The organism is Janthinobacterium silvisoli (assembly GCF_014200725.1).
In the GTDB taxonomy this organism is placed as follows: Bacteria; Pseudomonadota; Gammaproteobacteria; order Burkholderiales; family Burkholderiaceae_D; genus Janthinobacterium.
Genome location: NZ_JACHCL010000002.1, coordinates 26,627 through 46,395 on the forward strand (window position 1 = coordinate 26,627; position 19,769 = coordinate 46,395).

Below are 19,769 nucleotides of genomic sequence, written 5' to 3' on the forward strand. Positions count from 1 at the left end.
ACCATGAGCGCTTTTTCCAAATTTACTGCCATCCTGGTCACCGTGGCCAGCACCTTGACCATCCATTGCGGCCTGGCGCAGGCGCAGCAAGTGCTGCGCGTATCGGCCATTCCCGATGAAGCGCCGACGGAATTGCAGCGCAAGTTCAAGCCGCTAGGCAATTACCTGGAGAAAAAGCTGAACATGAAGGTGGAATTTACGCCCGTGACCGATTACGCGGCGTCCGTGGAAGGCTTGATCAACCACAAGCTGGACATGGTCTGGTTTGGCGGCTTTACCTTCGTGCAAGCCAATGAGCGCAGCGGCGGCAAGATCATACCGCTGGTGCAGCGCGAGGAAGACACCAAGTTCCAGTCCGTTTTCATTACCACCAGCAAGGACATCAACAAGCTGACCGACTTGAAGGGCAAGAACTTCACGTTTGGTTCTGAATCGTCGACTTCCGGCCACTTGATGCCGCGCTACTACCTGCTGGCCGCCAAGATCAACCCGGACACTGACCTGAAACGCATCGCGTTTTCCGGCGCGCATGACGCTACCGTGGCCGCTGTCGCCGGCGGCAAGGTCGATGCCGGCGCCTTGAATATCTCCGTGTGGGAAAAACTGGTGTCGTCCAACAAGGTTGATCCAAGCAAGGTACGCGTGTTCTACACCACGCCCGGCTACTTCGATTACAACTGGAGCGTGCGCGCCGACATGAATCCCGCCGTGCGCCAGAAGCTGACGGACGCCTTTTTGTCGCTGAACCCATCTACGCCTGAAGGCAAGGAAATCCTCGACCTGCAGCGCGCCAGCAAGTTCATCCCGACCAAGGCCGAGAACTACAAGGATATCGAAGCAGCCGCGCGCAATGCGGGCTTGCTGAAGTAAGAAAGCCAGAGGCACAATTCTGGGGTCAGTCCCGACGGGTCTGCCCCCGGCTCTTTGTCGCTGGCTTAATCAATGTAAATGGTCCCCACCCACCGCATGACATTTCAACTTAACAAGCTCAGCGTCCACCACGCCGGCGCCGCCACCAATGCGCTGGCCTTGCGCGAGCTGGACCTCGTCGTCGCGCCGGGCGAACAGATTGCCCTGATCGGCCCTTCGGGCGCGGGCAAGACCAGCTTGCTGCATACCCTGGCTGCCGCCTTGCGCCCCGCTTCAGGCAGTCTGGAAATTCTTGGCGTGCAACCGTGGCAAGTAAGCAGCGCCGAACGCCACGCCTTGCGTACCCGTCTATTCCTGGCGCCGCAAACGCCGCCGCTGCCGCCGCGCCAGCGGGTAGTCAATGCCGTGCTGGCAGGCCGCTTGCCGCAATGGAGCTTGTGGACCGCCATCCGTTCGCTGTTCGTGCCGCTCGATCCGCGCGCCGCGTGGGAAGCGCTAGGCAAATTCAATCTGCAAGACAAGCTGTATGCACGGGTGGACCGCTTGTCCGGCGGCGAACGCCAGCGCTGCGGCATGGCGCGTGCGTTGGTTTCGGATGCCGAAGTGTTCCTGGTCGACGAACCATTGTCCGCACTCGATCCCACCCTGGCTTTGCAAACTATCGCCGTATTACAGGAAGAAGCAAAGGCTCGCCAAGCAACGTTGATTTGCAGCTTGCACCAGGTGGATATCGCCAGGGCTTGCTTTCCCCGCATTATTGGTTTGCGCGATGGCAAAATCGTCTTCGACGCGGCCCGGCTTGATGTCAGCGACAACATGATTGCCGCACTGTACCAAAACAAGGACGATGTTCCTTCCCCCTTTACAACGATCGATGCCGATGGTGCTGCCGTGAGGCTGCATTGTTGAAGTCTGCCACCATGCCGCGCGACCCCGCCTGGCGCGGCCGCCTGATCACTACGGCAGTCGTCCTGATCGTGCTATGGCCGATGCTGGTGCAAGCCGAATTCAAGCCCTGGATTTTATGGGACGCGCAAAGCCTGTCAGCCACCTGGCAATTTTTGTCCAGCTTTGTGCCGCCTGCCCACAGCGCCGAATTCCTGGCCATTGTTGCCACGTCCACCTGGGAAACCATCGCCATGGCCACGGCTGGCATGGCGCTGGCCATGTTGGGCGCCATCCCTTTGACCCTGCTGGTGACGGAGCGGTTATCGATTTCGCGCCTGGGCAGCGGCAAGGTGGCACCTTTGTCCGCCGCCATCCGCCATGCCGTGCGCACCCTGCTGGTGGTGCTGCGCAGCGTACCGGAACTGGTCTGGGCTTTATTGCTGGTGCGCATAGTGGGCCTGGGACCGACGGCCGGCGTGATCGCCATCGCCCTCACCTATTGCGGCATGCTGGGCAAGGTCTACGCGGAAATCCTCGAATCGTCGGACGCTGCCGCCTGCAACGCCCTGCTGAACAACGGCAGCGGCCGCCTGGCCGCGCTGCTGTATGGCGCCCTGCCTGAAGCGGCCGCCGAACTGGTGTCCTATACCATCTACCGCTGGGAATGCGCGATCCGTGGTTCCGTCGTGATGGGTTTCGTCGGCGCGGGCGGCCTGGGCCAGCGCATGGATGAATCGATGAAGATGATGGCAGGCGACGAACTGGCCACCATGCTGATGGTGTTCGTGGTGCTGGTGGCAGGCGCCGATGCCGTTTCGGCCATGCTGCGCAGGAGGCTGTCGTGAACTCCCTGCTGCCAGTCCCGCCTCGCAGACACTGGTCCACCTGGGCCTTGCTGGCTGGCTTGTTGCTGCTCGTCATCACCAGCTTCGCCACCCTGCCCCTGAAATGGGGCGACTTTTTCAGCGCCGACGCCGTGCGCACGACGGCCGACTTCCTGCACGGCTTTGCGCCGCCCGAGTTGTCACCCAATTTCCTGCTCAAGGTGGGCACCGCCACGTTTGAAACGCTGGCCATGTCGGCCATTGGCACCATCATCGCGGCCGTGTTCGGCGCCCTGCTGGCCTTGCCTGCCAGCGGCCGTTTCGGCAAGGCGGCCCGCCAGGCCACGCGGGGCGTATTGAATGTGCTGCGCTCGATACCGGAACTGGTCTGGGCGTCCATCCTGCTGATCGCGGCCGGCCTGGGGCCATTCGCCGGCACCCTGGCGCTGGCGCTGCATACGGTAGGCGTGCTGGGCCGGCTATTTGCCGATGCCTTTGAAAACTGCCCACCCCTGCCCGCCGCCAGCCTGCGCATCAATGGCGCGGGCCCGGCGGCAACGTTTTTGTACGCCACCTTGCCCCAGTGCAGCCCGCAAATGCTGTCCTACACTTTGTACCGCTGGGAAAACAATATCCGCGCCGCCGCCATCCTGGGCGTGGTGGGCGCCGGTGGCCTGGGGCAGATGCTGAAATACCATTTATCATTGTTCCAGATGCAGCCAGCGGCCACCGTCATTATTGCCATGCTGCTCATGGTGGCTGCCGTTGACGGCCTCAGCTATGTGCTGCGGCGCGCCATGACACGCTGATCAAATCAACATGGACGCTGGAAAATCAGCGACAATACTGCGTCAGATAACTATTCTTTTGATTTATGCGCGATATCATTGCTGGTTTTTTACGTTTCCAGAAAGAAGTTTTCCCGCAACGCCGGGAACTCTTCAAGACCTTGGCCACAGGACAAACGCCCAAGGCCCTGTTCATTTCCTGCTCCGATAGCCGCATGGTGCCGGAACTGGTGACGCAACGCGAACCGGGCGAACTCTTCGTGATCCGCAACGCAGGCAATATCGTGCCTTCGTTCGGCCCGGAACCGGGCGGCGTCAGTGCGACCGTGGAATATGCGGTGGCCGCCTTGAAGGTCACCGATATCGTCATTTGCGGCCATTCCGATTGCGGCGCCATGAAGGCCATCGCCACTTGCGCCTGTCTCGATCATATGCCGGCGGTCAAGCATTGGCTGCACTACGCCGATGCAGCGCGCATGATCAATGAATCGGTCGAGCATCCGACCGAACAACATCGTATCGACGGCATGGTGCGCGCCAACGTCATCTCGCAACTGAACAACCTGCGTACCCATCCTTCGGTGGCGCTGGGCATCGCGCAAAAACGCTTGAACCTGCATGGCTGGGTATACGACATCGAGAACGGCTCGCTCGATGCGCTGGACGAAGCCACCGGCCAGTTTGTGCCGCTGGCGGACCACCCGGCTTCGCAGCCGTAAGTGGTGAAAGGCTATGGGTCGACTCTCAGCAGCACGTCGGCGTGATGATGCCCCGTGAAACTGGAAAATAATTGCCCCCGCAACTTGAGCTGCTGGCCAAGTTGCGGCCTCAACGAGGCGTACTGTTCTTTTGATAGCACCAGTTGTACTTCCCGAACGGACTCATGCGCCTGGCGGTCTGACCCGCTATCTGCCTGCGTGCAGATCGGCTGCGCGAGCGTCAGGTAAAAACCGGTTTCCCGCTCGTCGCCGTCAGCCACGCTTTCGAAGTTGGGACTACCTGGAAAAGTCTCCCTGTGCAACTTGCCGGCCAATGTGACTTCTTCCGGCTCATATTTCAGGCAGGCCGCGTTGACTGTCATATAAGAAAAACTGCATAGTGCAATACTTGCAATTTTTAATACGGTGCGCATCGCATCTTTCCTTTCCGACATGCAAATGATACTAGCATGGCTTCGACACATCGCAAGCTTGCCGGCCTTTTCATACACAACCCAATCAATTGCTTAACACTTAGCCCAGAATTTCAAAAATAGACTGCAGCAAACATAGGCGGAGAACGCTCAAGAATAAGAAAAAGGCTGGCGTTTCCAACCTTTTTCTTCGAAAGTGTTATTTTATCAAGCGTAGCTTCCCAAGCGCTGCAGCTTGAACGCACTGACTACCTGCGCCAGATGGCCCGCTTCGCTGCGCAACGCCTGCGAGGCGGCCGCCGCCTGTTCGACCAGCGCGGCATTTTGCTGGGTGGCTTCATCCATTTGCGTGATCGCCTGGTTCACCTGCTGGATGCCGACCGTTTGTTCCCGGCTGGCGGCGCTGATGTCGGCAATGATTTCAGCCACCTGGCGCACGCTGTGCACGATTTCATCCATCGTGCTGCCGGCCTTCTCCACCAAACGGGTGCCCGAGCCGACTTTATCCACTGAATCGTCGATCAAGCCCTTGATTTCGCGGGCGGCGGCGCTTGACCTCTGCGCCAGGCTGCGCACTTCGGTCGCGACCACGGCAAATCCCCTGCCCGCCTCGCCTGCGCGGGCCGCTTCCACGGCCGCATTCAATGCCAGGATATTGGTCTGGAAGGCGATGCTGTCGATCACGCCGATGATGTCGACGATCTTGCGTGAAGAGTCATTGATGGACGACATGGTCTTGACCACCTCGCCCACCACCTGACCGCCTGCGGCCGCCACCTTCGATGCGCTGGCCGCCTTGCTGTTGGCCAGGTCGGCGTTGTCGGCGTTCTGCTGCACCGTGGTGGTCAATTCCTCCATTGCCGCCGCCGTTTCCTGCAGGGAGCTGGCTTGCTGTTCCGTGCGGCTGGACAAGTCCGCATTGCCGTCGGCGATCTCGCTGGCGGCGGTGGCAATCGCGCCCGTGCCGTCGCGTACCTGGCTGACGATGCTCAGCAAACCCTGGTTCATGTCCTTCAGCGAGTGCAGCAATTGGCCCGTTTCATCGCGGGTATCGGCCACGATCACGCTGGTCAGGTCGCCATCGGCCACCTTGCGCGCCACGGCGACGGCATTGGCCAGCGGTTCGGTAATCGAGCGCGTGACATACCAGGCCACGCCGGCACCGATGGCCAGGGCAGCCAGGGTCAATGCCAGCACCAGTTCCTTGGTGTTCGAGGCGTTCTCGATGGCCTGCTTGCCGGACTGCTGCATCAGCTTGTCTTCATGCGCGACCAGTTGGTCCAATACGCCGTAATAGGCCATTTGCGTCGGCCCCACTTCATCGAACAGGGCGGCGTAGGCTTCATCGACTTTCTGCTCGCGCACCAGGCCTGCAAAGTGCGTGCGCGCCGTCACGAATTTGCCGCGCACCTGCGCCAGGTTGGTGATGAATTGGCGGTCTTCATCCGTGCTGGCGCTCTTTTCCAGCTGGTTTATCGAGGCAACGATAATTTTCGCGCCCGTTTCTATGCTGTCGAGCTCGCGCTTGATCTGCGCCGGATCGGACAGCAGCATGGCATTGCGCATGCTGATGACGGCTTCCGTGACCTTGCCCTTGATCTGGGTGGCCAGCACGGTTTTCGGGTACAGATAATTATTGGTGGAATCGATATCGCGGTCCAGCGCATCGATACGTACAAAGGTCAGCGCGGCGATAATCGCCAGCAACGCCGCCACCACACCGAAGCTCAGGCTCAGCCTGTGCCCGATGCGCAAATTCTTGACATCCATTTTCTTCCTTGAGTGATAAATATCGGTACGTAAATACGCACGCTGACCGTCGCGTTGCCCTTGCTAATGATCATGATGATCTTGAGGCAATCTACCAAAATAGCATATTAGACAAATGTTTCACTAAGGAATTATTATTGCGGATTGTACACATTGCGTTACATTGGAAAGAATACGATGGCAGCCTGCCCCCTCATGGGCAGGCCATGTTTTGATATCAGATTGGCGCAGTGAACAGCTGTTGAAGACGATCGACCGTGCCCGGGATACGCTCAAGCCGCGGATAGCGCAAGGAATCGAAATAGTTGATGGCCACCGCATGCGTTGCGCCGTCGGCGTCGTAAGTCAGTTGTATCGGTTTCCTGGACACGGCAGCGGCCTTGATCGCCTCCTTCAAACCCTCATCGGTATAGGCTTGGTCGCCAACTTTCAGCAAGCGCGCGCCCAGGCTGATACCGGCGCGAAATGCCGGCCCCTCCCACGCAACACTTTTTACCAAGCCCTTCTTGCCTATCGTCACACCCAGCGAAGTCGACAGATCCACGGCGCCCAGGTCGGCTTCGTGGTAGCCAAAAAACTCGGTTGGCGTATCCGAGTACACCAGGCGATAGCCGGCACGCTGCAAGCCATCGAGCAGATGCACGTCATCGTGTGCCTGCAAACGGGCCGTGAAATAGGCTGGCCAGTCATAGGACGCGATATTGTTCAGTGCCTTGCAGACATCCTCGAAGGTATAGGTGGAAATGGTGCGCGTGTTTTGCCCGGCGCCAAAGAAAGTCGATGCAAAGTCGGCCATGTTTTTCTTGTCGTGCGTCAGTTCGCGCAGCAGCATATCTACATCCAGCCACAGCAGGACGCCATCACCGTAGTAATCGGTGCGGCGCTGCCAGTCGCGCCAGAAGACAGCCTTGCCTGGCATATAGATCGCGTCCACGTTGCTATCCTGTAGCGATTTCCATTGCCGGCCCACCCGCGCCTTCGATATGCTGGCCACCACCGCCAGCGCATCCCTGCTTTGCTGGACGGATTGCAAGCCTATGCGCGGCGCGATAACGCTGCCCCAGAATTCGGTTTGTCCTTCGTACAGCCACAGCAGGCTGCCGCCTATCGGCAAGTTCAGGTTCGGCTGCCACAGATCGGCTGGCTGGCGCGTACGGCCATTCCAGGAATGGGCAAACTCGTGGATCATCAGGCTGGCCATGAATACTTGCGTGCCGGTATTGCCGAAGTAATCGGCAGGCAGGTTGATCTCGGTTGACTCCTGATGCTCGGTGCCGCCGCCGGACAGCATGACATCGGACAGCGACATCAGGAAATCAAAATGACGGTAGTGGCGCGAACGGAACAAACGTGGCAGCGCATCGGCCATGGCGCGATATTTCGCCAGCTGCTCCGGTGTAATGGCCAAGGCCGATTCCGTATCGCCAAACAGGTTCAGGCGCACTGGCCTGCCCTCCGCTTCACTGAGCAGATAGCGCTTGACGTGCAAGCCTGCATACACGGGCGCATCGACCAGGTCTTCCAAGCTGGCCGCCTTGAAGCTGATCCGATTACCCAGCACCTGATCCGTTTCCAGTGCGCTGGCAAAGTCAAAACCTTGCGGCACCGTCAATTGCGCTTGTACCGCAATATTGCGAATGAACCAGCCGGCTGGATACAGGACGACTTTTTGCCACGGCAGCATCAGCATCGCCGGTGACAATAGCTTGGGGCCGTTCATGGCCGGCACATGCTGGAATTCAAGGTCCAGTTGATGCACGCCGGCGGGTACCGTCAGATGGAAGGCAAACGGATTGGCGGCATCGCGCTGCCATTCAATGCGCTGCCCGGCACCCTTGATGAGCAAGCCCGCCAGGGGCGCTGCCTCCAGCGTGGGCGAGTGGCTGGCCGGTTCCCACTGCGGATACAGCAAGACCATGGGACCAGCTTGTTGAACGGGTATCGATTCCCTGACGCGCAGGATCTTGTGCACGTGGTCGGTCGCATCCACGGCGAGATTGATGGTTCCAAGGAAAGCGATATCTTGCGGCGCCTGGATCGGCGGGACAGGCGGTAGCGGTTGCGGCCCGGCGCTGGCATGGGCTGTGCCTATACTGAGAAAGGCAAGCAAGGCGGCGGCGATGATTTTCATTAAGCAATGGGGCATAGTTATGGGTGGTGAGACTCTACACCTATGTTCCTTTCCATTCATGCCTAAATACTTTTCAGGCTATACAAATTACATAAATAATCGTTGTGTCCGCAAAAACAGTTGTCAAAAATATGGCCGCTGGCGATACTGCTACCCAACAATGCTTCCTTTGATTTGAGCAACCTTGAAGGCCATATGAAAAAATTATTCCTCGGTGCACTCGCTACCTTGAGCCTGCTTGCCGCTGGCGCCGCCAGTGCCGGCACGGTAGATGACTTTATCGGCACCTGGAAACTAAGCAGCACGACACGCCCGGACTATGTGGTGATCAAGAAAGACAGCGTCGGCCTGGTCGCGCTCACCTACAGCCGCAATAGCCTGACCAACAAAATCGTCGAACAGCGCTTTCCAGCAGCCTATGCCGCCGACCAGTTGCTGATCGCTGCCGGCGACCTCAAGATCGATGCCAAAGTCATCGATGGCGTGGCATCGCTGAGCTATCTGGGTTATGCCTATGCCAAGGTGTCAAACGCTACCGATGCGCCACTGAGCTGATGGCCCTGGCAGCTTCCATCACCGTCCGCGCCACGACGCCAACCGACTGGCGCGCGCTGAAAGCCATCCGCCTGGCTGCCCTGCTGGACGCGCCAACGGCGTTTGGCGTCAGCCACGCCAGCGCGGCGGCACAAACCGATGAAGAGTGGCATGAACGGGCCAGCAGTTCCGAGCAGCGAGCCTTTTTCCTGGCCTGGGATGGTCAACAGGCGGTCGGTATCGCCGCCCAGGTCGTCAGTAGTGTTGGGGAATGCCAACTGATCGCCATGTGGGTCGATCCCGGATACCGGGGCATGGACGTAGCGGCACAGCTGGTCGACGCCGTCAAGCAGCGCGCCGTGGCTAGTGGGCATCGCCGGCTGGTGCTCGATGTAGCGCCAGACAATGCCCGTGCAGCAGCGTTTTATCTGAAGCAGGGATTTGTGTTTTTGCCGGAATGGGAGCCATTGGCCAGCCATCCGCATATCCAGGTGCAAAAGATGGAGTGGCTGGCTACTGACAGAAACTGACAGCAGCATGGATCATACTCGCGGCTCTCTGCACTGGAACCCTGCGTCATCATGACAACATCCACCAATACGCCACTCAAACAATCGATGGGCGCGCAGCAACTGCGCACCCTGTCGGCCACCCTGGCTGCGATCGCGCCCGCGTTTGATGAAACCGCTTTTCTTGCCACCGCACTCGACGGGCTCGAACAGCTGAGTCTGATGCAGCGCGTGCGCCGCGCCAGCGAGGCGATTGCCGCAGCCAGCCTGGCCATGGATGGCTACGAGGCGGTCTTGCCGATGCTGATGGAAGCGGCGCCGCGCCTGGGGAACGGTTTTGTTTCGCTGGTGGCGCCCGACTATGTCAGCCAGCATGGCCGCCATGCCTTCGAGCGCTCCATGGATGCCCTGAAATTTTTTACGCGCTACGGTACTTCAGAGTTCGCCGTGCGCGACTTCCTGCGCGACGAACCACAGCGTGCGCTCGATATCATGCAGGGCTGGTCGCGCGATACGGACGCTGCCGTGCGCCGGCTGGCCAGCGAAGGCTCTCGGCCACGTTTGCCGTGGTCATTCCGTTTGCGCATGATCGAACAGTCGCCCGAACTGGCTGCCCCCATCCTCGACAATCTGCGCGCCGACACCAGCCTGTACGTGCGCAAGTCGGTCGCCAATCACTTGAACGACGTCACAAAAACACACCCTGCATGGGTACTCGAACGGGCGGCGTTATGGGGTGTGGAAGATGCAAACACCCGCTGGATCGTGCGGCACGCCTTGCGCACCCTGCTCAAACAGGGCAACCAACAAGCACTCAGCATGCTGGGGGCGGAAACTGCAACGGCGATTGTCGTCGGCAAGTTTGAAGTCACGCCGGGCCAGATCAACCTTGGCGACTCCGTGATCCTGGCATGCCAGTTGAGCTCGACCGCTGCCGAACCGCAAAAGCTGTTGATACACCACCGCATCAGCTATGTGCGGCAAAACCAGTCCACCACGGCGAAGGTTTTCAAGCTCAAGGAAGTGACTTTGGAACCTGGCCAGCATATTGCATTTGAGCGCAGGCAGCAGATCCGCGACTTCACGACGCGCACGCATTATGCCGGCCATCACCAGGTGGAATTGATCGTCAATGGACAGTTGGTCGCGCAGAGTTTTTTTGATCTGGTCCGCTAGTGTTCATCTGGCCTTCCCCAGCATGATGTTGCCCGGCAACATCTGCTTTAAAAGACTATGCCCTGTGATATCTTTGCGATAATCTGTAAGAATATCAACATTTTCCATCGCTACCATGAAAATCCTGTCTGCCCTGATCGTCGCCGCTACTGTGTTTGCCGTTCAACCCGTAATTGCCCAGGAATCGCCAGCCGTCACGGCCGCCAAAATATCGGCCGATGCCTGGCTCAAGCGCATGGATGCGGAAGACTATGCGGGCACCTGGGATACCAGTTCATCCAGCATGCATAAGGAAATGTCGAAATCGAGCTGGAAGATGTTGATCACAGCCCTGCATTGGCCACTGGGCGACTTTAAATCGCGCAAATTCAAGTCGGCCGTGCTGCAAAAAGCGCCCGCCAGCAAGCCGGGCCCAGACCAGGTCGTCATCGATTACGTGAGCCAATATGAAAACAAGGCCGACGTGAAGGAAACTGTCACGACGACCCTGGAGAAAGACAATAGCTGGAAGGTGTCTGGCTTTAATATTAATGGTTGATTCAGCTGTGGTGACTGAGACTAGACTGGCATGAATCCGCTGCAACTTCACTCTGCCGGTGCCACGGTCGCGCATACTAGTCCATTTGCCGCACTTGAGGTGCCGATGGACACGGGAATGCTGGCAAGCGAGCTGCGGGAAACGTGGGTACAGCCTCTCTATTTTGGCATCCATAAAGCTGCCGCTCAAGATTTTCTGGTGGGGAATGCGCACTGCATAACAGTCGAATTGATATCGCAATTATTAGCCAACTTCGACTGGCGTTCGCGAACAGTTGGCGCCTACCTCGTCGCCGTGTCAGACAAAGCGGAATTGACGACCTGGATCGACCGCCTGTTGCTCAGGAGCGATGTGTGTTATGCCGGCGCGGCGTATTGCTTCGCACTCGCGGCCATCAATTCGGAAGAATCTATTGCCTTTCTTGAAGAATACCTGTCCTACTACCTGAGCCAGACCGAGCTCTGGTTCGACCAGGCGCATGCGATGGCCGCGCTCTCTTACCTTGACGATGTAAATGGTACGGCACGCGCCGCTCATTACGGCGAGGAATGGGCCAGCTTCGTGGCAAACAAGACAAACTGGAATCTTGAAGAAAGCATCGCTCGCTTTAAAGAGTCCATGATCAAGCTGCAAAACATCAGATCGCGCATCGCTTTGAACGACGCCCTTTAGGCAGCCCCCTGCCAGAAGAAGACGTTCAAGCCATCGCTAACAGTCAATCATTATTCACGCTTACATTCAATCCCGACAATGAGTATTTGTATTTCAGCTTTCCTGGGTAAAAAAACCGATGACCTGGATGCGCGCTTCATTCAAGCATTTTCAAAGCTTGGCTTTGATGTGCAACTGCATCCGGAGCTCACATTGGCAAAGTCTTCGGCGCAGGGAATTCTTTATCTGCGAATTAGCAAGACGCCAGCTGAGTTCCTGCGCATAGAAGCCGGCACGCCTTTGCTGATTGCGTTTGAGTTTCACATGCAAAAAAGAGAAAAGAAAGAAGCTCGCAGCATGTCATGGCCACCCAGGGGCGTTGCTGCTTATAGTTATACGGCGAGTTCCAGGACGGCCGCAGGAAGAAGCCACTCCGCCGCTACCATGCAAATACTCTCGATGGCCATACTGGCGAAAGAAAGCGATGGCTATTTCCATGCAGACGACGAGGAAGTCGCCTCCCCGGGCGAGCTTGCCCTCGACCGTGCTGTTCAAGAGCAGCATCTGTTTAATAGAATAAACTTCGACGCTGACGCTTATCGTTTTGAATCCTGGCCGCCTATTGACGGAATGACTGCGTTTGTATGGCCCAAAAAAATCGCTCCACCAGAGTCCGTAACGAAAACAATTCCAAAACGCCGCTCCCGATTCAGATACAAATTTTCATGGCTCCATCTAGTGAGTGCATTGTTGGTTAGTTATCTTGTCTTGATCACACTGCTATATCCATAACAACGAGGACTTCCTGATACGATTACACTATGACACTAAATTATAAAATTCGCCCAAGGATGCTGCGCACAGAAGAGGATTTACTAATTCGAGTCTTGCTTAGTTCACAGCAAAACAAGCTCGACTTTTTAAGGCAACTGGATATTGCTTTAGTTAGCGATATGCAGGATGGAGGAATGGGAAGTATCAGGTTCGTCTGTGACGAAAACCGTCACCTGGGACGTGCAATCGTGGAAGCCGACTATGTTGATAGTGATGACGTGCTGGTTAGTATCGTTGTCAATGTGGATCAGAACGAGAGACTTTTTGAAGTGGATATGTGGAAGGTCAATTTTCTTCCACTTAGACGCTATCCATCGCCCGAAGCAGTCACCATAAAAAAGCCAGTTTGAAATTTTCTGCAATCGGCCAGGAGTAGCCGCTTGAACGTTTTGGAAGAATTGATGCCTTTTAATGCTCTACCAATCCATGACGCTACGGTGTCAGCCATTCACATCAGTTGGGAAGCCGCCAGATGCGATACCCGTTTGCGCCCCGTTGGCTTGCCACCTCATTTGCTCGTATTCGAAGGTTTTACAAAGATCAAACCTCCACGACGCGAGAGCTGGGGCCCATCTTCATCGGTCAATAGCTCCATGGAACTGGAGGGCAGGCAATTTGAAACTGAGCTTCAATCGGCTGATACGCTAAGGATTGAAGCTGCGCATTGGACATTTCGGCCGGAAATCGGTTGATAGTTACCAGCCAAAAGCAGACTTACCATCCCTACTACAATTTTTATGAACATAGATGAACTTACACTCCGCCGTGTTGAAACCGCTCTTCTGGACTGTGATGGCTCTTGCAGAGATATCAACTTCACCGAAGACATTTCGACATCTGCAGCCATTGACGTCCTGGCGTATCTGGCATTGTCCTGGACTATGGTACGGTCGATTACAAGCGAAGGCGATGAGATTGCAAACGCCGAATTGCTAGCCTATCTTCGAAAGACATACGGTTCGCTATCGACTGCCTGGAATGGCGGTAACAACCCTGAGCATATTCAAGCGTACTTCCACTGGGATGAGCCAGAAAAAGTGTTTTGCGAGATTACGTTTTTCCCCCAAGACATTGACTCTGAAACCTTCAATATCCTGGACTTTCTGTCGACGCTAAGCAAGTTGACCTTGGCCGCATGCAGCACTGAATATTACGTGCGCTACGAAGATGCGTCCTGGCGTCACGGACAGCATGAGAAAGAAAGCGTTATTCTTTCTCATAGTTAGACTATGGGAAAATGTTCCTCCCGAAGAGCAAGAGCGTCGAGATAGACTGCTTGCTGCATTTTCAGGGTTGTCAAATCATACCCGCCGCAGACAAGCTATTGTGCCTGCCTTAGTCTGCGTTAGCAGAATAGCCCGCTTACTTCACCCTCTGCTTCTCCAGCTTCCTCGCCAAAGTGCGCCGGTGCATGCCCAGGCGGCGGGCGGTTTCGGAAATATTGAAATCGGTTTCGGCCAGCATTTCGTGGATGCGTTCCCATTCCAGGGTCTTGATGTTGGTGGCGCGACTGGTCAGTTCGATCTCGGCGCTGCCGGCCACATGGCCGAAGGCCGCTTCGATATCGTCTGTGTTGGACGGTTTGGCCAGGTATTGGCAAGCGCCCAGCTTGATCGCCTCCACCGCCGTGCCGATACTGGCGTAGCCGGTCAGCACCACGATCAGCATGTCCTCGTTGCGCTGGTGCAGCATCTGCACGCAGGCCAGGCCAGACGTGTTGCCGTTGAGCTTGAGGTCGACCACCGCATAATCGGGCTTGTGGTGTTCCAGCAAGGTACTGGCTTCATCATAATTGGTGGCGTGGATCACGGCGTAGCCGCGCCGCTCGAACGAGCGGGCCAGGGTGCGCGCAAACGCCGCATCGTCTTCCACGATCAGTAATAAACGCTCGTCAGTCATCGTTCTTGTTTTCTATATCCAGTTTGATGGCCGCCAGCGGCAAGGTCAGGTGGACCACCGCCCCGCCCTGCACGCGGTTGCGCGCCGTTACCGTGCCGCCCAGGGTGCGCGCCACGTTGACCACCAGGAACAGGCCCAGTCCGCCGCCAGGCTTGCCCTTGCTGGACTGGTACGGTTTGCCCAGATGGTTCAGCATCGAAGGCTCGAAACCGGGGCCGGCGTCGGTGACGACCAGATGCAAGGCATCCTGTTCGCGCGTGGCTTCGAAGCGCAGCCAGTCCGGCGACGCTTCCAAAGCATTATCGAGCACATTGCAAATGGTTTGTTTCAGGGTCGAATCAAACACCACGGGCACATCGTGCTCGATGCGGTTATCGTATTCAAAATCATGTATCGGGCGGCTGCCGCGCCACTCATCCACCAGGTCACCCAAAAAGGTATTGATGGTGGTTTTCACGGAAGATTCACCGCGCGCCTCGCCGGCCGACAGCAAAATGCCGCTGACGATGCTCTTGCAGCGTTGCAACTGCGCCTGCATTTCGGTGATTTCTTCCAGCAACTCGCCATTCTTGCTCAGCTCCGGCATGCGGCGCCAGTCGCCCAGGATCACGGACAAGGTGGCCAGCGGCGTGCCCAGTTCGTGCGCCGCGCCCGAGGCCAGCAGCCCCATGCGGATGATATGTTCTTCTTCAGCCGCGCGCTGGCGCAAATCGGCCACCTTGGCATCGCCGGCGCGCTGGTTACGGTTGATGCGCGTGATAAACATCACCAGCAAGGCCGCGTTCAGGATAAAGCAGATCAGCAAGCCCTGCACATACAGGCTGGAAAAACCGCGCTCGGGATCGATGGGCAGGATTAGCGGTGGCCCCGGCAGCAAGGCCAGGCCGGCCAGGCACAGGCCGGTGATGGCCACCATGATCCAGGTCGACCACACTTCCAGCAGCACGGCGCTGAGGATGACTTGCAATAAATACAGGAAGGCAAACGGGTTGCTGATGCCGCCGCTCAGGTAGAGCTGGGCCGTCAGCACGGTCACATCGACCAGCAAGGCCAGGAACAGCGCCGTGTTCGACACGGGCTGACGTTCGTGCCAGCGCAACAGGCTGGCCAGGTTGAAGGCGATCAGGCAAGACAGCACTTCCAACATATAGGGCACGGGCAAGGCGATCCCGAGGCCCACGCCGACGCCAAAAATCGTGCTGATCTGGCCGATCACGGCCAGCCAGCGCAACTGGATCAGCAGCTTCATGTTTTGGTGGCCGGCCGGATGTTCCATCTCGGCCGCCACCGCACCGCGTTCCAGCACGGCGCGGTTAGGCAGTATTTCCACCTTAGCCGCCATGCTGTGCAGTTTGCGCTTCCGCCGCACGGGCACGGCGCTTGCGGTCTTCACGCAGCAGCCACCAGCTGATGCCGGCCACCATCAGGGCCAGCGCATACCAGGTGAAGGCGTACACCAGATGGCTGTTATGGAAGGAAATCACGGTCAGGCCACCGACGGGTGCATCGGCTGCCGTTTCCTGATTTTTTTCGGCATCGACAAAATATGGCGCCACCTTGGTCAGCATATTCGAGTTGGCAATCGCCGCCACGTCGCGCGAATACCAGTGTTGCGTGGCAGGATTGTTTTCACGCAAAAAGCCGCCGCCCGTCTCGCTCAGGCGCAGCAAGCCCGTGACGGTAACGATGCCGGCCGGTGTGCTGGCGGCGATGCCGTCACGCTTGGGCACGAAACCGCGGTTGATCAGCACGGTGCTGCCGTCTTGCAGGCGCAATGGCGTCATCAGCCAATAGCCGCTGCCGAGTTCCGTGGTGGCTTGCACCAGGGTATTGAATATGGGGAGATAGGTACCGGACAGCCGCACATGGCGGTATTCATCCGTTTGCTGCGTAATGCTGGCCCATGCTGCAGGTCCAGGTGCGTCCGTTGCGGGCGCATGTACGCGTTGGTCGACGCGCGCGATCAGGTCAAGCTTCCATTGCAGGCGCTTGACTTGCCAGGTGCCCAGGGCACAGAAACCGGCAAACAAGATCCCCGCCAGCAACAGCCATACATAACGCATGACTGTGCCGCGTGGGCCTGGCGCGGCATCTTGCGATGCAGCGCCAGGGGCGCGCCCGATACTGCCTGGGCGCGGTTGACTCATCATGGAGCCGATTGCATGTGCATGGCGTCAGGCATCATGCTAGGCATCATGTTGTGGTTCATGTGGTACATGACCCACAGCGAACCAGCCATGGCAATGACCACCACCATGATGGTGAAGACCAGTGCCATCATGTTCCAGCCGCCTTCCGACTTGGCGTTCATGTGCAGGAAGTACACCATGTGTACCACCACTTGCACTGCTGCAAACGCCAGCAGGACCAGACCCATGGTGCCCGAATCGGTGATGACCTTGTTCATCACCAGCCAGAAAGGAATTGCCGTCAGGATCACCGAGAGGATGAAACCGATGCTGTAGCTTTTCAGGCTGCCATGATCGTGGTTGTCATGGTGGTGGCTGTCATGGTGGCCATGATCGCCGTGTGTGTGGTGCTCGCTCATGGCAGGACTCCCATCAGGTAAACAAAGGTAAATACGCCGATCCAGATCACGTCCAGGAAGTGCCAGAACAGCGACAGGCACATCATGCGACGACCATTTTCAGGTGTCAGGCCATGTTTCTTCAACTGGAACATCAACGTCACGAGCCAGACGATACCGAACGTCACGTGCAAGCCGTGGGTGGCAACCAGCGCGAAGAACGAAGACAGGAACGCGCTGCGTTGCGGGCCTGCGCCTTCGTGGATCAGGTGATGGAACTCATACAGTTCCAGCGACAGGAAGGCCAGGCCGAACAGGCCGGTGATGGCCAGCCATACCAGGGTGCTGCCCAGTTTCTTGCGCTGCATGGCCAGCATGGCGAAGCCGTAGGTGATCGACGACAGCAGCAGCATGGCCGTGTTGACGGCCACCAGCGGCAGGTCGAACAGTGCAGCGCCGGTCGGACCGTCTGCGTAGTTGCGGCCCAATACTGCATAGACGGCAAACAGGCAGGCGAAGATCAGGCAATCGCTCATCAGGTAAAGCCAGAAACCCAGCAAGCTGCCGTTTTCCGGGTGGTGCTCGCGCACAAAGTAGCTGCGCGATGGTGTGGCGCCAGCGGCGCCGGTGTTATGGGCGATGGTATCAGACATGGCTGCTCAGCAATTTAGTGTAAGCGTCTTCGGTACGGGTAACTTCTTCCGCCGAAATATAGAAATCGCGATTGTAGTTAAAGGTATGGATGATGATGGCAGCCATCATGACCACGAAGCCGAGACCGGCGACGAGCCACATTTGCCAGATCAAACCAAAACCAACCACGGCGCTCAGTGCGGCGATCACGAAACCAGCCCAGGTGTTCTTAGGCATGTGAATCTTCGTGAAACCGGACGTAGGACGCTGGTAACCGTGTTTTTTCATGTCTGTCCATGCATCGAGTTCGTGCACTTGCGGCGTGAAGGCGAAGTTGTAGTCTGGCGGTGGCGACGAAGTCGACCATTCCAGCGTACGGCCGCCCCATGGGTCGCCGGTCACATCGCGCAGTGCTTCGCGGTTGCGGAAGCTGACATAGAACTGCACCAGCATCGAACCGATACCCAGAGCAATCGAGACAGCGCCAAACCAGGCGATGATGGTCCACACTTGCAGCGATGGATCTTCAAAGTGGTTCATGCGGCGGGTTACGCCCATCAGACCCAGCACGTACAGCGGCATGAAGGCCAGGTAGAAGCCGACGAACCAGAACCAGAACGAGCATTTGCCCCAGAACACGTTCAGCTTGAAGCCGAATGCTTTCGGGAACCAGTAGTTGATCGCAGCGAACACACCGAACACCACGCCACCGATAATCACGTTATGGAAGTGGGCGATCAGGAACAGGCTGTTGTGCAGCACGAAGTCGGCAGGTGGTACCGCCAGCAGCACGCCGGTCATGCCGCCGATGGTGAAGGTGACCATGAAGCCGATCGTCCACAGCATAGGCAGTTCGAAGCGGATACGGCCGCGGTACATGGTAAACAGCCAGTTGAAGATCTTCGCGCCCGTCGGGATCGAGATAATCATGGTGGTGATACCAAAGAAGGAATTGACGCTGGCGCCCGAACCCATGGTGAAGAAGTGATGCAGCCATACCAGGTAGGACAGGATCATGATGACGCAGGTGGCGTACACCATCGAAGCATAGCCGAACAGGCGTTTGCTGCTGAAGGTGGCAACGACTTCCGAGAACACGCCGAACAGTGGCAAGATCAGGATGTAGACCTCTGGGTGGCCCCAGATCCAGATCAGGTTGACGTACATCATGGCGTTGCCGCCCAGTTCGGTGGTGAAGAAGTTAAAGCCAGCGATACGGTCCAGCGACAGCATGGCCAGAACAGCGGTCAGCACTGGGAAAGCAGCAACGATCAGGATGTTGGTGCACAGGGCGGTCCAGGTGAACACTGGCATTTTCATCCAGGTCATGCCAGGCGCGCGGAACTTGACGATGGTAGCGATCAGGTTGACGCCAGATAATAGCGTCCCGACCCCGGCAATCTGCAAGGACCATATGTAATAGTCTACCCCCACATCCGGGCTGGCAGCGATGCCAGACAATGGTGGATACGCCAGCCAGCCGGTACGGGCGAATTCACCGACGAACAGCGAAGCCATCACCAGCACGGCGCCGAAGGTCGTCATCCAGAAGCTGAAGTTGTTCAGGAATGGGAAGGCCACGTCGCGGGCACCGATTTGCATCGGCACGACATAGTTCATCAGACCCGTCACGAACGGCATCGCCACGAAGAAGATCATGATCACGCCGTGGGCGGTGAAGATCTGGTCGTAGTGGTGTGGTGGCAGGAAGCCAGGGTTGTCGCCAAAGGCGATCGCCTGCTGGGTACGCATCATCAGCGCGTCGGCAAAGCCGCGCAACAGCATGACCAGGCCCAGGATCATGTACATGATACCGATTTTTTTATGGTCGATACTGGTGATCCAGTCGCGCCACAGGGTACCCCAGACGCGGAAATACGTCAGCGCTGCAAGCAGCGCGACGCCGCCCACTGCGACCATGGCAAAGGTCGCGAGCAGGATAGGTTCGTGAAATGGAATTGCATCCCAAGTCAGACGGCCGAATATAAGCTTCGTCAGATCAATATGGTCTAGCATTGTTACTCTCAGAGAAAAAAGGGAGGCGCCAGGCAAACGGCGCCAGTAT

At 57.5% G+C, this 19,769-nt stretch carries 23 protein-coding genes; 14 read left to right on the forward strand and 9 right to left on the reverse strand.

Annotated features, from left to right (window positions below; translation table 11 throughout):
* The first annotated feature begins 3 nt into the window (after positions 1–3).
* From HDE75_RS10235 to HDE75_RS10255, 5 genes are all read left to right on the forward strand, one after another.
* Positions 4–870 carry a putative selenate ABC transporter substrate-binding protein gene (locus HDE75_RS10235; RefSeq protein ID WP_183677939.1) on the forward strand — a complete coding sequence of 289 codons (867 nt, stop codon included), beginning with the start codon at positions 4–6 and terminating at the stop codon, positions 868–870.
* Between the two features lie 96 nt (positions 871–966).
* Positions 967–1,779, forward strand: coding sequence for a phosphonate ABC transporter ATP-binding protein (locus tag HDE75_RS10240; protein ID WP_183677938.1), 813 nt, complete (start codon positions 967–969; stop codon positions 1,777–1,779).
* Between the two features lie 11 nt (positions 1,780–1,790).
* Positions 1,791–2,603, forward strand: coding sequence for a PhnE/PtxC family ABC transporter permease (locus HDE75_RS10245; RefSeq protein ID WP_183678170.1), 813 nt, complete (start codon positions 1,791–1,793; stop codon positions 2,601–2,603).
* Positions 2,600–3,391, forward strand: coding sequence for a phosphonate ABC transporter, permease protein PhnE (phnE, locus tag HDE75_RS10250; RefSeq protein WP_183677937.1), 792 nt, complete (start codon positions 2,600–2,602; stop codon positions 3,389–3,391). The genes HDE75_RS10245 and phnE overlap by 4 nt, the downstream gene beginning before the upstream one ends.
* Before the next feature lie 65 nt (positions 3,392–3,456).
* Positions 3,457–4,089 carry a carbonic anhydrase gene (locus HDE75_RS10255; RefSeq protein ID WP_183677936.1) on the forward strand — a complete coding sequence of 211 codons (633 nt, stop codon included), beginning with the start codon at positions 3,457–3,459 and terminating at the stop codon, positions 4,087–4,089.
* A gap of 11 nt (positions 4,090–4,100) precedes the next feature.
* Here HDE75_RS10255 and HDE75_RS10260 read toward each other — a convergent pair whose 3' ends face one another.
* From HDE75_RS10260 to HDE75_RS10270, 3 genes are all read right to left on the reverse strand, one after another.
* Positions 4,101–4,502, reverse strand: a complete 402-nt coding sequence (locus HDE75_RS10260) for a DUF4431 domain-containing protein (RefSeq protein WP_183677935.1) — start codon at positions 4,500–4,502, stop codon at positions 4,101–4,103.
* Between the two features lie 207 nt (positions 4,503–4,709).
* Positions 4,710–6,272, reverse strand: a complete 1,563-nt coding sequence (locus HDE75_RS26935) for a methyl-accepting chemotaxis protein (protein ID WP_183677934.1) — start codon at positions 6,270–6,272, stop codon at positions 4,710–4,712.
* Between the two features lie 217 nt (positions 6,273–6,489).
* Positions 6,490–8,403: a M61 family metallopeptidase gene (locus tag HDE75_RS10270; RefSeq protein ID WP_183677933.1), complete on the reverse strand. Its 1,914-nt coding sequence runs from the start codon at positions 8,401–8,403 to the stop codon at positions 6,490–6,492.
* Positions 8,404–8,598: 195 nt separating this feature from the next.
* On the opposite strand from HDE75_RS10270, the gene HDE75_RS10275 reads away from it, so the two are divergent.
* The 9 genes from HDE75_RS10275 to HDE75_RS10315 all read left to right on the forward strand — a co-directional run bounded on the left by HDE75_RS10275 (position 8,599) and on the right by HDE75_RS10315 (position 13,871).
* Positions 8,599–8,958 carry a hypothetical protein gene (locus tag HDE75_RS10275; RefSeq protein ID WP_183677932.1) on the forward strand — a complete coding sequence of 120 codons (360 nt, stop codon included), beginning with the start codon at positions 8,599–8,601 and terminating at the stop codon, positions 8,956–8,958.
* Entirely contained in the window at positions 8,958–9,467 is a 510-nt protein-coding gene (locus HDE75_RS10280; protein WP_183677931.1) for a GNAT family N-acetyltransferase, read from the forward strand. Before HDE75_RS10275 ends, HDE75_RS10280 begins: the two co-directional genes overlap by 1 nt.
* 51 nt (positions 9,468–9,518) lie before the next feature.
* On the forward strand, positions 9,519–10,622 hold the full coding sequence (locus HDE75_RS10285; RefSeq protein ID WP_183677930.1) for a DNA alkylation repair protein: 1,104 nt from the start codon (positions 9,519–9,521) through the stop codon (positions 10,620–10,622).
* Positions 10,623–10,737: 115 nt separating this feature from the next.
* Positions 10,738–11,160: a DUF4019 domain-containing protein gene (locus HDE75_RS10290; protein ID WP_183677929.1), complete on the forward strand. Its 423-nt coding sequence runs from the start codon at positions 10,738–10,740 to the stop codon at positions 11,158–11,160.
* Positions 11,161–11,190: 30 nt separating this feature from the next.
* On the forward strand, positions 11,191–11,832 hold the full coding sequence (locus tag HDE75_RS10295; RefSeq protein ID WP_183677928.1) for a DUF6000 family protein: 642 nt from the start codon (positions 11,191–11,193) through the stop codon (positions 11,830–11,832).
* A 78-nt stretch (positions 11,833–11,910) separates the two neighbouring features.
* Complete coding sequence (locus tag HDE75_RS10300) at positions 11,911–12,603, forward strand: hypothetical protein (protein WP_183677927.1); 693 nt, start codon at positions 11,911–11,913, stop codon at positions 12,601–12,603.
* A 29-nt stretch (positions 12,604–12,632) separates the two neighbouring features.
* A complete protein-coding gene (locus tag HDE75_RS10305) occupies positions 12,633–12,995 on the forward strand; it encodes a DUF6984 family protein (RefSeq protein ID WP_183677926.1) in 363 nt (120 codons plus the stop codon).
* A 30-nt stretch (positions 12,996–13,025) separates the two neighbouring features.
* Positions 13,026–13,337 (forward strand): hypothetical protein, encoded by a 312-nt coding sequence (locus HDE75_RS10310; protein WP_183677925.1) that lies wholly within the window; start codon positions 13,026–13,028, stop codon positions 13,335–13,337.
* A gap of 45 nt (positions 13,338–13,382) precedes the next feature.
* The gene (locus tag HDE75_RS10315; RefSeq protein WP_183677924.1) at positions 13,383–13,871 is read left to right on the forward strand and encodes a hypothetical protein; all 489 of its coding nucleotides are present in this window, start codon (positions 13,383–13,385) and stop codon (positions 13,869–13,871) included.
* A gap of 136 nt (positions 13,872–14,007) precedes the next feature.
* On the opposite strand, the gene HDE75_RS10320 is transcribed toward HDE75_RS10315, so the two are convergent.
* From HDE75_RS10320 to cyoB, 6 genes are read right to left on the reverse strand one after another with little or no spacing between them, the layout of a single operon-like run.
* The gene (locus HDE75_RS10320) at positions 14,008–14,544 is read right to left on the reverse strand and encodes a response regulator transcription factor (RefSeq protein WP_183677923.1); all 537 of its coding nucleotides are present in this window, start codon (positions 14,542–14,544) and stop codon (positions 14,008–14,010) included.
* The gene (locus tag HDE75_RS10325) at positions 14,537–15,886 is read right to left on the reverse strand and encodes an ATP-binding protein (RefSeq protein ID WP_183678169.1); all 1,350 of its coding nucleotides are present in this window, start codon (positions 15,884–15,886) and stop codon (positions 14,537–14,539) included. The genes HDE75_RS10320 and HDE75_RS10325 overlap by 8 nt, the downstream gene beginning before the upstream one ends.
* Positions 15,876–16,694: an SURF1 family protein gene (locus tag HDE75_RS10330; protein WP_183677922.1), complete on the reverse strand. Its 819-nt coding sequence runs from the start codon at positions 16,692–16,694 to the stop codon at positions 15,876–15,878. Before HDE75_RS10330 ends, HDE75_RS10325 begins: the two co-directional genes overlap by 11 nt.
* A complete protein-coding gene (cyoD, locus tag HDE75_RS10335; RefSeq protein ID WP_183677921.1) occupies positions 16,691–17,092 on the reverse strand; it encodes a cytochrome o ubiquinol oxidase subunit IV in 402 nt (133 codons plus the stop codon). The genes HDE75_RS10330 and cyoD overlap by 4 nt, the downstream gene beginning before the upstream one ends.
* The gene (gene cyoC, locus HDE75_RS10340; protein ID WP_183677920.1) at positions 17,089–17,724 is read right to left on the reverse strand and encodes a cytochrome o ubiquinol oxidase subunit III; all 636 of its coding nucleotides are present in this window, start codon (positions 17,722–17,724) and stop codon (positions 17,089–17,091) included. The genes cyoD and cyoC overlap by 4 nt, the downstream gene beginning before the upstream one ends.
* Positions 17,717–19,720: a cytochrome o ubiquinol oxidase subunit I gene (cyoB, locus tag HDE75_RS10345; protein WP_183677919.1), complete on the reverse strand. Its 2,004-nt coding sequence runs from the start codon at positions 19,718–19,720 to the stop codon at positions 17,717–17,719. Before cyoB ends, cyoC begins: the two co-directional genes overlap by 8 nt.
* Positions 19,721–19,769: the final 49 nt, after the last annotated feature.